Source organism: Brasilonema octagenarum UFV-OR1 (genome assembly GCF_963888615.1).
GTDB lineage: Bacteria > Cyanobacteriota > Cyanobacteriia > Cyanobacteriales > Nostocaceae > Brasilonema > Brasilonema sennae.
Map to the genome: position 1 here is coordinate 1 of NZ_CAWPKW010000095.1, position 12,301 is coordinate 12,301.

The following is a 12,301-nucleotide window of genomic DNA, read 5'->3' on the forward strand; positions in this document are numbered from 1 at the left end:
CGCTTACGCAGTCGCCTAGGTCGGGAAACCCTCCTGCAGCGCTGTCTCACCGCCTACGCGGACTAAATAATAAAGGGGGTATTATATCCGGATTTGGTATCAATCAACCAATATTACAATCAGCGCTCTTCTAAACTAAAATCTCAATTAAAAGGTTCGCAGCACACAAGTAAACGGATTCAACAGTTATCAAAAAAACGTAGTTTTCAAGTGGATGATTATCTGCACAAAGCCAGTAGATTAATTATCAACCACTTGATTGCGAATCAAATCGGCACTTTGGTAATTGGTCAAAATCCATTTTGGAAACAGCAAGTCCTTATGGGGAAACGAAACAATCAAAATTTTGTTTTTATTCCTCACGCTAGCTTTGTCGAATTGTTGAGTTACAAAGCGCGACTTGTGGGAATTAAAACGATTATTCATGAAGAGTCTTACACTAGTCTTGCTGATTTTCTCAAATTTGACCCAATTCCAGTATATGTCCAAGCTCACTGCAAACTAGTTACATTTAGCGGTAAACGTATTCAAAGAGGAGTTTACCGTTCTGGTACTGGTGTCTTGATTCATGCCGATGTCAATGCTAGTTTCAATATTTTGAGAAAAGTAATCCCGACAGCTTTTAGCCAAGGGATAGAGGGTGTTGTAGTTCGCCCAGTCAGCGTTACACCTGATAAACAAGCGGCATGAGATATTTGTCTATGCTTTTTGGAACTATATTCCTTATTTCTATGAAATATGATGTTGCCACTATTATTCAAGGCTATGCTCAAGGTTATTTTCTCATGGCTGATGAGAATGATGTCTTGGGGTGGTATGGGAGTCGCGATCGCACTCTCATTCCTTTAGATCAAAGATTTCGCTATCCCAAGTCCCTACAGCGTGTTCTGAATCAAGAGCGTTTTAGCATTGCGATTAACCGCAATTTCAAAGCCGTCGTAGCTGGATGCGCTAACCGAGAATCAACTTGGATTTCACCAGAGTTAAAACAGATTTATTGGGAACTTTACCAGACGGGGTGGGCGTACAGTTTTGAAACTTGGCAAGGGGATGAACTGGCTGGGGGAATTTTAGGAATTGTGATTGGGGGTGCTTTTATTGGGGAGTCGATGTTTTACCGCATCCCGGAAGGTTCAAAGGTGGCTATGGTGAAGTTGGTGGAAATGTTGCGGAAAAAGCGATTTGTGATGTTTGATGCTCAGATGATGAATCCCCATTTGGAGAGGTTTGGTGCTTATGGGGTGAAAGATGATGAGTACATGGTGTTACTTGATAAAGCTTTGCATCGTTCTTGTTCTCTACTTTAGAATACAGCATGAGTAAAATTTACAAAATTTATCTCGATGTTTGTTGTTTGAATTGAACTCTAGACAATTTCGAACAATTTCGGATGCGTATGGAGGCTGAAGCAGTAACGGAGATTATTCAAAATTGCGAAGATGGCAAGTGGATATTGATGAATAGCGATATTATTGAATTTGAAGTTAGTCAACATTCAGACTCATTTAAACAACAACAGGTCAAATCGATACTAAATTTAGCCAAGATTTATATTCAATCAACTGAAAATCTTGATTTGAGAGCAGAAGAATTAATGAAGTTGAGTTTTAAATTTCACGATGCGTTACATTTGGCTTTTGCAGAAGCTGGAGATCCTGATGTATTTTTGACGACTGATGATCGACTGCTTCGGAAAGCAAAAAAATTTCAAAGTATTTTGAACATAGAAGTCGAAAACCCTACGATTTGGTTAATGAATGTTTTGCAAACAGAGAATGATAATGATGAAACTGACGGAAATTAGGCAACAAGGATATAAAGCTCTTATTGATGCTTTAGGGGTAGCAGGAACGCTGAGATTTTTACAGCAATTAGAAGTGGGTTATGGTGACTATACCAGAGAACGTCATCAATGGCTCAATCAACTCACAATAGATGATTTCCGTAATTATGTTAAACAAAAAAAAGTTGAATAACAAACACTCATGCTGATGAAATTAAATTGGCTATTGAAGATAATTGGCGCTCGCCAGCCAGAAGTAACTGACGTAAAAATGATATATCTTCATCGGTTTGCTGTCCATTCTCAACTCGATACAGAATTTCTTGAATATGTTCAATATGTGTTATTGAATACTTGTGAACAATAGATTAGCAATTTGGTCAAAAGGCAATTAAGCGTAATCAGGTAGCCTAGTTGGTGGGGTATTTCTATTGTTATAATCGAGGGTCATGTTTACCTGTATGCAGCCAATAAATGGGTGCTAATAAACCAAATGGTTTCCATTGTGATGAATTACGAATTACCCCAATAGTTCCTCTTTCATCTGTGCGAATAAATGTAAAATTTGGTCTGGGTGGTTGTCCCATAACACCAAAAGAAGAACAAGCAAAATAAGTAATTTTACATCCCCATAATTGACTCCATTTTTCAAAGACTTTTTGTGTTTCTGGAAATTTTAAATCCATTAATTTCTTTACTTTATGACGATAATTCCATAGCTCATATCTTGCACCTATCCGTAAAAAACCGTACAAGCTAAAAAGATGTGCGATAAAGCCACATAATTTTTCTTGGCTTTTCTCGATTAATAAAGGATTTTTTGTTTAATACTGAGTGACTAAAAAACATCAATTTTTATTGGTGCAAGATGTGAGGATTCAAACGTTCTAGCGATCGCAGTCGAATTGGATACTTAATCCCCAAAGTTATTTCCTCTACTATCGGGTCAGAAATTTTCCAGCGATCTACCTCTGTACTAATTAAATCACTGGGTAAAAATACCTCAATAATTAGCTGATATTGTTTACCTCGAAGATGTCTTAGACTTGTCTTCAGAAATTTGTTGAGTTGTTTTGGTATGTCATTAAATTTACATAATGTTCCCTCCTGCTGTTCATTTTGGTCAAGTAATGATATAAATTTGGATAAGTCGTTTACCGGTACTGAGTCATCAATAATTAACCAAGCATTTAGTAAAAACTGCTCATTGTCATCATCACAACGCTCAATGGTAGCTATTAAATAGGATTCAAGCTGTCCTTCTTTGTTAGAAAAAAAATCTGTTGAGTATTTATCTTTATTCTCTTCTGGATACTTTTTTGATGCTATTCCTTCAGCAAGGATACTCAGTTTATTACGAATTTCTTGAGGAACTTTTTCATCTTGACTTAACCGATTAAAAAATTCAAATAATCTTCTAAATTCCTCAAGTTCCTGTAATATTTGTGTAATATTATTTCCCTTTAAATTCCACACACTAGCATCGGGAGGTAAAGCGTCTTGATATGCTTGCTGAATACTTTCTTGAGGGATATCGGAAAAATCTAAATCTTTTAAGGATTCTTGAGAATGATTGCTAAAATTAGTGTCTTTAGCCAGTAATTGAATAAATGTACAATTTTCGTAAATATTACGTTTATCAATATCTCTTGCAGCTGCATCTCCACCTTGAGTATTTTGATGAATACCGCTTGTTTCTTGAATCGCTTTAACTAGGGCTTCCATCGCTTCCTTATTCCACTGGTTGTAAATGCGATCGCCTATATGTATTTCTTTACCTTCACCAATATTAACGTTATATCTACCTAGTTGTGATACAATTTGCAGATTGTCTGCCGAGAGCGATCGCCGCAGTTGTTCAATATCATCCTGAGTCTGACTTCCGTTAAGGATACGCTCAAGAATTTGATTCAGAATATCTTGATCAGCCAAATTATTCCTTCAAAAATCTAGGCAATAATTAAGTTATATGAACTAATGTCGAAGCATTAGCAGATCACTATTTCCTTCATTCCTTATCGTTTATCCCTTTTACGTTTTCTGGATAAACTGGAATAAATGGGACTCCTTCTTTACTAAACCGAATCGCCAAACGTCTAATCAAGAGAAAGATATCAGGTTGGTACACATTTATTTTTAAGTTTTGAATCAGACGTTCAAGATGATTTACGGTAGCCATCCTTTCTAAGGCTGAAATAGCTTCTTCTCGATAAGAATCAGAGTTATTTTTATTTAGTATCTCGATACACACATCACAGACCTGGGGAGCATTAATACTCACTAAATCCTTAAATGCTTGACTACGAATGCTTTGGTCATTATGGTTTAACTCTGACTTGAGTACGCTAATACATTCAAGACAACCTAACTTGGCTAAGGTATGGGCAGCAAGACTTTTAATAGTTGCATCTTGTTCGTTTAACAAGCTAACTAAAGCTTGAATTACCTGTGGAGTTTTGATCTGTGAAAGCGAACTAATGACTTGCTGTAGAACACGATACCGAAGTTCACCGTTAATTTGCTCGAATGTCTTTTGTAATAGCTGGATTAGTTTATTAGCTAGCGCTACATTATCTAGCTTACCCAATAATTCAAGCGCCCAATCCTGAGTTTCTTGGTGATTTATAGATTCGAGTATTTCATCAACTGCTTGAGAGGGATGAACCTGAAGCAGTCCATAAACTCCTTGTTTCTTAACTTGGGGATTGCTATCTTTAGAAAATCGTGCCATTGCCAGAAGTATTTGGGGATTATTACGAGACTGTGATGACATCATTAAGCATGAAGCTACTGTTTCTCGTACTGCCTGATTATCACTTACCATTGCAGATAGCAGTATTTGCAAGGCTTCTGGTGAGCCTAAATAGCATAGTTTTTGAGAGATAGTTTCGCTTGCCAACTCGTCCTTTTTTCCTAAATGTTCTGCCAAGAGTGCTATTGATTCAGAACTACCAATTTCTATCAGTGTATAAAAGATTTGCCGTCGATATTTTTTATCATTTATGTACTTAGCTAATGATGATAAGACAAGATAGTTAGAAACACCAATTGTCCTCAAGGCTGAAATTGCACCTTCTCGCAATTGTTCATTATCAACACATTGTACAAGGGTAGGGATTGCATGAGGACTCTTAAGATTTCCTAGCGTTTTAATTACTAAAACTTTCTCAGAAAAACTCTCATCTTTTAGAAAGTTAAGCAATGACTTAACTACATTTTCGCCACCAATTTCTTTCAGCGAAGTCATAATAGATTCTATAAGCTGACTATCTCGTGTTGTCCTTAAAGTTGCTATCAGTGCAGATATTGCTCTTTGATTGCCTAATCTACCTAATGCCCAAATAACTTTATTAACAATTTCTTGATTGGGGTCAGACAAAGCATTCATAAGGAACTGAAAGGCTTCTGGCTTGCCTGACCTACCTAGACCAACAGCTGCTTGACCACGTACTCGAACATCCTCTGTTTGATCCATAAGTAAACGTGGTAAAACTTCCAAGGCTTGACTATTACCCATGTCACCAAGAATCCAAGCCCCTTCCATTCTGACAAAACCATCAATATTTCGATCAGTAATGACAGTAATTAAAGCCTCAACACCTATTCCTCTCCAGGCTCTCCTACGCCGTCTACCTACAAACTTGTCACCGTTATACATAAATAGCAAAGTATGTAAAGCGTCAGGAGTACCTAATGTTTCTAGTGCATCTGCAACTGCTCTATCAACGAATCCATCTGTTTTTTCTTCATTAATGCCTGTTTTTTCATACTGACGCGCAGAATAAATGTCGGTAACTACTGTTGAGTTTCCTATTCTACCCATAATAGGTAGTGTTTCTAGTAGTAAACTATAATTTGGATTTATTAACAAAGGCTTTCTTGCTGATATGTCTGCTTTCTTGGTAGGTTTAGGATTGCGAAGGGTCTGACGTAGTTTCTCAAGCATATAGGGTTGTGTTTGTCCCAACGCCACCATAATTGGACGAATAAATTCAGCAGTATCCGCATAACTTTCCCAAAACTGGTGGATGCGATTGATAATCTCGGCAATTAGTGGATGCGAAGTTTCATTACATTCAGCAACACAGCGTCCTGTCAGTAATAGCAAGGTTTGAAAAATATCGTCCTTTTCATTCAGAATTGTTTGCAATAAGGGAATTGGCTTTTTCATCAAGCCTGTCATCAAGCTAATAGTCTCGTGCCACTCGTAGTCCCAAAGATGTTTCTTAATTAATTCAATTCCATTCTTTGCTCGTTCCAAATAACATGCGGTCAGATACTCCTGAAAAGTTCGGTGCAGGAATAAATATTCGTCACTTTCCACATATAACTTTTGCAAAATGCCATTCTGTTCAGAGAGTTCTGTAATTAGCTCACTTGCCGAAACATTCCTAAAATCAGATGGGACTCTTTCTGCTTGCAAGTATTCTTCAATTTGATCGTAAAGATCGTCAAACTCAAATATTTCTTGACTTTCTTCACTAAAGTAGTAAGCTAGATATTCCAACAACCGTAGTTTTGCTCTTATCTTACCCTCAGATTCTTCATTGCGGTTTTGGCTCCATTTCCCTAGCATATACTCAAAAGCTTTCTCATACACCTGAGCGCGTCGAGAGGGCAGTGTTAATCCTTGCTCTTGATACAAACTACAAATCAATGACAATAGAAGCGGATTTTGTACCAATCCTCTAATTTGGGGTTTATTGTGCAACTCTCGAATTAATTTCGTTGCACACACTGACTTGTTCCTTAAATATTCGTCTGCATTAGTAAACCAAATTCTGATATACTCTTCAATCTGCTGATCGCTAAACGGGACAATTTCTACTTCCTTCGCCCCATCTATTAATGCGCCAGCATAGCCCACAATTCGAGAAGTACAAATGATTGGACAAGGATAATTCTGTGCAAAGCGATTCAGCCTTTCTCTAAGTTCAATCCTGTTGCGTTCAACTTTGGGAACTTCATCTAGTGCGTCCAACAACAATAGACACTGCCCCTTTTTTAATTTCTCCTTAAGTAAATAAATTATGGGTGGTGCCGTATTAGGGTAATCCCGCTCAATTAATTCTACAACTGCATCAATTACTTCTTTGGAATGCTTGGCTAACTCGGATAGCCGCAGAAATAGTGGTAGGATTAATTCATTTAGTTCTCTGTTGCCTTCAAACTTCTGCCGTTCTTTTTGGGCGAAGGTTACTGCCTCCATTCCCAACAATGTAGACTTTCCCATCCCTGGATCTGCCAACACCATTATTTTGTAATTTTCTTGTTTAGTTTCTTTTTTTATTTCCTTTTTGGCATATTCCCAGTTAACAACAGTTCCCTTTGATTCTTCATCAGAACCTTTGAGCGCGTAAATGCGTTTGAGGTCTGCTTCCAACTCTACATAACTCCAAGTCGTTTCCACCTCATGTTTGTATTTCCTTTCAAGGGTGACTTGAATCGGAATGTACTGCTCTTTAAGTACAATCTCATACTGAGTGTGAAACAATCGAATTTTGTTGAACTTTTGCTCAACATCTTGCAAAAATCGACAAATTGCTTCCTGTTGTTCTTCTTGACTAAGAGATAGGGGTTGCGGAAATTGAATTTGCAGGACTTCTAACAAAACCTCTTTGATGGTTTCAGCATCAGTGCCTTGGTAGATGCGATCGCCAAAGTGAATATCTCCCCCAGTTATCTGCCCAATGTTGGTGTTGAACTTCCCGTTTTGGGATACTGACTGTACCACACCGTCAACTATTTTGAGCGATCGCCGCAGTTGGGCAATATCCTCCTTAGTGTGACTTCCGTTAAGGATACGCTCAATAATGTTACTCAGATTATTATGGTTAGCCACACTGTTCCTTCCTTGCTAGCCAATATCTTATTTTTTATAATTCTTGTTTTTAGATGATTCTGACTGATAATAATCATCTCCTATCCTAAAATTACTGGCTTGACCAAAGTTATTGCTTTTATCTCCATACTGCTGCACATTTTGGGTAATCTGAGTTCCGCCTTGTGCAGCAGGCTGTTGGCTAGATTCGCTTGAAACCTTATCACCCTGTATCTCATCTTCCGCACTCTGACGTTTAAATAAATACCCATCCTGCACACGCATGAAGATGACAGGGGTAGCAAAATCGCGTTTGCGATACTGTGTATCGAGTGCAACTGTACGTCGTCCATTTTGTGCGGCAATATCTACCGGACTATCTTGGGCTAATCGCTCGTAGAGTTCGTAAGCAAATTGACTTGCCGTTAAATTAGATACTTCGTATTGCATCGCCACGACTACAGGTATATTCTGCTGCACAATTTTCGAAGCTACACTTACAAAAGCTTGTGATGTAGAAGACATTGCACTTTCACAAGCTTGCAACAATACAATACCTGGGCGATGTCGATTTAGTAACTCAGCAAAACCTCCAGCATCTACCCATGATGCTGTGTTAAATACTTTTTTTACTAAAGCAATTTGTCCAACTTCTTCCCCATCCTCATCTTGCAAACGACCATGACCGATAAAGTGGAAAATATGGGGCTGTTTTTCTAACAGAGCATCAATAGCATTAGGAGTGGCTGGATTGACAATTGGCAATAACTCAATACGTTCAGATTGCTCCTTCGCTAAGTCTTCCAGTCCCGATTTTACTGTTTGATACTCAACTGTACCCAAATCCTTCGGTGCGGCGATCGCCAATGCAATCCTTAATTTCTCCCGACGCTCAAGCTGAATTGGTGGTGCTGGGTTCCATTGAGCGCGGCGGCGGGAAAACACTAGGTAAGGATCTGTGCCAATCCAAATCTCACCCAAATTTGCACTTGCAGGTAAACACATAAACTCCCAAGGCAACGCAGCCAATTCAGGCATTCCTTGTTCGTCAATATCTAATTCTACCCGTAGCAATTGCTTTTCCTGTTGCACTACCTGGAAATGAAAATTCACAAAATCCTGACGCAGTGTACTGTCAAAAAGAACTTCAAACAATACTTCCCCAAGGGTACGTGCCTGCTTCGAGTTCTTCAGTTCATTGTTACCAACAATCTGTAAAAGCTGTTTAATCTCTTCCTGCTTCTCCTTATAGCGCAGGTTACCAGAAGGTTCACCCTTAGATTCATGTTGAGCATTCCATTTTTGTACCTGCACACGCGCGTCATTAGCTACACGAATGCGGTAAATATAGTAATTTTTTGCAACCATCATATAGAAAATAATTAATTTTAGGTATGCTCACATCTTGCACCAAGAAATATTGATAGTGTTTTGTCACTCAGTATTCAAGCAAAAATCCTTTGTTGATCGAAAAAAGCCCAGAAAAATCATGTAGATTTATTATACATATTTTTAGATTGTACGGTTTTCTACGGATAGGTGCAAGATATGAGTATGGTTTTGCTTTTTGTGATGCTGATTTAGTTTGGTTTATTTAGGAAGGGTTAGCTTCCATAACTCGGCATCACCACGGGCGAATTGGCTTGCAGCGTCATCACCTTGTCCCAACAATCTCTGAAAACGCTCCGACAAGGCAGCAGCTACATCTTCTAAAGTAGAAGTTAACCAGTTCATCTTCGGTTCAGCCCATACTGTACCCCGCACAGTTATCGAATCAGTTCCCTTGGGCACTTTAAAGACGATTGCAAATTTTGCCGTCCCAATTCGTTGTAAATTGTCATCATTAATACGCCAGTAACACAGAGAGTTACCTTCGCCATTAGTGATAATTTCTGAACAACCAAGTTGATAGTCGTAAGCTGGGACGGCTAGAAAAGCCTTGAAATTATTTTTAGTGGACACGTTTGCTTTCAGGTTATCAGGAATCGATGGTAAAAATTGAGCCAACTGGGAGCTATCGATTCCTATACTCCATTGCAAGTCACCACCCAAGCCCACATCCATCCCTACACCAAAACTCATCACTGAACGCCATTTATCGGCTGGGAAGAGGCTTTGAATAATTGGCTGTTTGCTTCCTTTGGGTCCAAAATCTAGCTCGCAGGTTAACCGCCAAAACTGAGCGCCTCGCTCAGGGCGTAAATCTACTGTATGAGTCATGTAATAAAAATCGAACTGGTCGCGCATCTGTTGCTTGTAAATGTCAATCAATTCGGTGCCACTATTTTTAAATGTCTTCTCTGTGAGGCGAATTAACTTGTCTTGAGGATTGCCAAAACTGACCTTTGTTTTAAACAGACTGTCAACAGCTTCCGCCCCAATGCCTAGTTTTGTACCACCAGCGAGAGTTCCCTCCCATTTTTGAACTTCTTGTAGCAAGTCAGATAATAAAGCATCCGTCTGTTCTGGGTTTGCAGGGGTTAGCTCATCGTTCATCTGCACTATCTCCTTTGTTGAAACTTCCGTTCTGAATAAATAAGCATTTAACGATACCAACAGAATCTACAAAGGTAGATACTGCGATTCCTAAAAATTTTTGGAGTTTAGACTAAATTCTATTTTTAGGCTAGAACTATTGTATAACTGCAAACATTTTAGATTTCGGAATTATAAAGCTGTTATAAATTGGGAAAGCCACTCTGGATAAGGGTTTTGCTGTTTGAGATCAAAAATTAGTCTAAACTCCAATTGTCTGAGAATGACAAAATATACCTTTCATATACTTTTCAGACATCCTCTCAGCTCGACTTTATCCATTTTCAAGCAATGCCCTCGCATACGTTAAAACCCTTACATAGCTTAGACTTTGACTTTTTCAAACTCGGCAAAATGAGTAATGTAGGAAAAAGTTTTTGCCACCAAGCTATAACTTTTGCCAAATAATAAGGTTTACGCTGCTTAATTGGATAAAGTCGAGATCAGGCCCAGTTTGGGGCGCTAGCCCCGAACTGGCAAGGCTGGCTCATTTTTAGAAATCGCAACCTCGTGAGTGCCAATCTGTTATCTAAATCTGCCAAAAACTGATATCCTACAACTAGTAGTTAAAGGTACCCAATTTAATTGTAATTAAACGTGGCTCAAAACTACCGTAATGCTAAGCTAAGAGGCAAATCCTTTAAAGGGCAAGACTTAACAGGTACGGACTTCTCGTATTGCGATATCCGAGGTGCTGACTTTACAGGTGCGACACTCAGAGGAGCAAACTTCAGCCATGCGCAAGCAGGACTACAACGCCGTTGGGCATTTGCGTTAGTCATATTTGCGTTACTGCTATCGGCAGTATCAGGATTGCTATCGGCTGTTGGTGGTTCGTTGCTAGGATTTATTCTAGTTGATGGCAACCGTCAAAATGTCTATGTTACTGTCATCAGTTCAATAATATTGTTAATATTTTTTCTCATCTCTATGCGCCGAGGAGTCGCAGCAGGCTGTGGGTTTTTGGCAGCGGCTGTTATAGGATGTGGGCTTGCAGCAGTCGTATGGGCTGGGATAGTGGCTGTAGCATGGATTGGGACAGGCACTCAGACACGGGTGATGGAATTGGCAGCTGTGGTATCGGTAGTCGTCACCGGGGCTGTGGCAGTTATAGTGTCTGCAACAGGGCTAGTGCTCATATCCGGGGCAGCGGTGGTGGCAGGACTTATCGCTGGGTTATTGGCAGTCGCGCTGACAGTCTCAGTCGCAGGGGCTGTAGCGGGAGTAGTAGTTGTAGGCGCTGTAAAGATAGCTGGTGTCGTCGCAGCAATACCAGCCTCTGTAGTAGCAATATTAACCTTAGTTGTGTCTGCTGATGTGAGTAGCCGTGGCTTATATCAAGATGAAAAGCAAAGCTGGATTAGCAATCTTGCTCTTGGTTTGGTGACAAAGCACGCTACAAATTTTCAAGAAAGTGATTTGACAGATGCGGACTTTACGCAGGCAAGACTTAAAAACACTACCTTTAAAAAATCTATTTTGGCACGTACCTGTTGGTTTCAAGCGAAAAAGCTGAATCTGGCTGATATTAGGACAACTTATCTTAAGGATGAAAAGATCAGACAACTATTGGTGACAAAACAGTTACAAAACCAAAATTTTGATGGCTGGAATCTGCAAGGTATCAATTTGCAAGGAGCAAATATTGCAGATGCTAGCTTAGTTGCAACTGTGCTGAATGAGTCTAACTTACAAGATGCTGATTTTTCTAGAGCCAACCTGACAAGAGCACAATTAGATAGAACTGATTTTAGAGGTGCAATTCTGACAGGCGCATACATCGGGAACTGGGGCGTAACACCAGAAACGAAGCTAGATGGGGTTAAGTGTGAGTATATTTTTCTGTGCGTACCCACAAAAGATAATCCTAATCCCCATCGTTTACCCAGCAACTGGGAAGAAACTTTTGAAGATGGGGAGTTTACTCAATTTACTCGCACATCATCAAAATTCTCAACAATTTAGACAAAAGACTTGACCGAAACTAAGGGTGTAAGGGTGTAAGGGTGTGAGGGGAAATGCATTTATTTTCTGGCGTTGCTGAATTTGGCAATGAATTATGGTTGTAGTACGATGTTCATTTTCCTGTAACCTTGTAGAGACTTGCATGCAACGTCTCTACATCAATGGGAATTTTAAAATTCATATCTTGATTCAGCAAC

Annotated in this window: 11 protein-coding genes; 5 read left to right on the top strand and 6 right to left on the bottom strand. The window is 39.3% G+C overall.

The window, feature by feature from the left end; translation table 11 throughout:
* Positions 1–93 precede the first annotated feature (93 nt).
* The 4 genes from AC5590_RS07415 (at position 94) to AC5590_RS07430 (ending at position 1,976) form a co-directional block, all read left to right on the top strand.
* Complete coding sequence (locus AC5590_RS07415) at positions 94–690, top strand: RNA-guided endonuclease TnpB family protein (RefSeq protein WP_169268405.1); 597 nt, start codon at positions 94–96, stop codon at positions 688–690.
* Between the two features lie 41 nt (positions 691–731).
* A complete protein-coding gene (aat, locus tag AC5590_RS07420) occupies positions 732–1,307 on the top strand; it encodes a leucyl/phenylalanyl-tRNA--protein transferase (protein ID WP_169268406.1) in 576 nt (191 codons plus the stop codon).
* Between the two features lie 89 nt (positions 1,308–1,396).
* Positions 1,397–1,804, top strand: a complete 408-nt coding sequence (locus AC5590_RS07425) for a PIN domain-containing protein (protein ID WP_318284480.1) — start codon at positions 1,397–1,399, stop codon at positions 1,802–1,804.
* Positions 1,782–1,976 carry a hypothetical protein gene (locus AC5590_RS07430; protein ID WP_370460848.1) on the top strand — a complete coding sequence of 65 codons (195 nt, stop codon included), beginning with the start codon at positions 1,782–1,784 and terminating at the stop codon, positions 1,974–1,976. The genes AC5590_RS07425 and AC5590_RS07430 overlap by 23 nt, the downstream gene beginning before the upstream one ends.
* A gap of 7 nt (positions 1,977–1,983) precedes the next feature.
* Here AC5590_RS07430 and AC5590_RS07435 read toward each other — a convergent pair whose 3' ends face one another.
* The 6 genes from AC5590_RS07435 to AC5590_RS07460 all read right to left on the bottom strand — a co-directional run bounded on the left by AC5590_RS07435 (position 1,984) and on the right by AC5590_RS07460 (position 10,100).
* Positions 1,984–2,148, bottom strand: coding sequence for a hypothetical protein (locus AC5590_RS07435; RefSeq protein WP_370460850.1), 165 nt, complete (start codon positions 2,146–2,148; stop codon positions 1,984–1,986).
* A gap of 69 nt (positions 2,149–2,217) precedes the next feature.
* Positions 2,218–2,469: a hypothetical protein gene (locus AC5590_RS07440; RefSeq protein ID WP_169268407.1), complete on the bottom strand. Its 252-nt coding sequence runs from the start codon at positions 2,467–2,469 to the stop codon at positions 2,218–2,220.
* A gap of 169 nt (positions 2,470–2,638) precedes the next feature.
* A complete protein-coding gene (locus tag AC5590_RS07445) occupies positions 2,639–3,715 on the bottom strand; it encodes a VMAP-C domain-containing protein (protein WP_246163159.1) in 1,077 nt (358 codons plus the stop codon).
* 76 nt (positions 3,716–3,791) lie between these two features.
* Positions 3,792–7,625: a HEAT repeat domain-containing protein gene (locus AC5590_RS07450; protein WP_169268408.1), complete on the bottom strand. Its 3,834-nt coding sequence runs from the start codon at positions 7,623–7,625 to the stop codon at positions 3,792–3,794.
* 27 nt (positions 7,626–7,652) lie between these two features.
* The gene (locus tag AC5590_RS07455; RefSeq protein WP_246163158.1) at positions 7,653–8,975 is read right to left on the bottom strand and encodes a CHAT domain-containing protein; all 1,323 of its coding nucleotides are present in this window, start codon (positions 8,973–8,975) and stop codon (positions 7,653–7,655) included.
* Positions 8,976–9,194: 219 nt separating this feature from the next.
* A complete protein-coding gene (locus AC5590_RS07460; protein ID WP_169268409.1) occupies positions 9,195–10,100 on the bottom strand; it encodes a hypothetical protein in 906 nt (301 codons plus the stop codon).
* A 636-nt stretch (positions 10,101–10,736) separates the two neighbouring features.
* Between AC5590_RS07460 and AC5590_RS07465 the strand changes: the two genes are divergently transcribed.
* Complete coding sequence (locus tag AC5590_RS07465; RefSeq protein ID WP_169268410.1) at positions 10,737–12,104, top strand: pentapeptide repeat-containing protein; 1,368 nt, start codon at positions 10,737–10,739, stop codon at positions 12,102–12,104.
* The last annotated feature ends 197 nt before the right edge of the window (positions 12,105–12,301 follow it).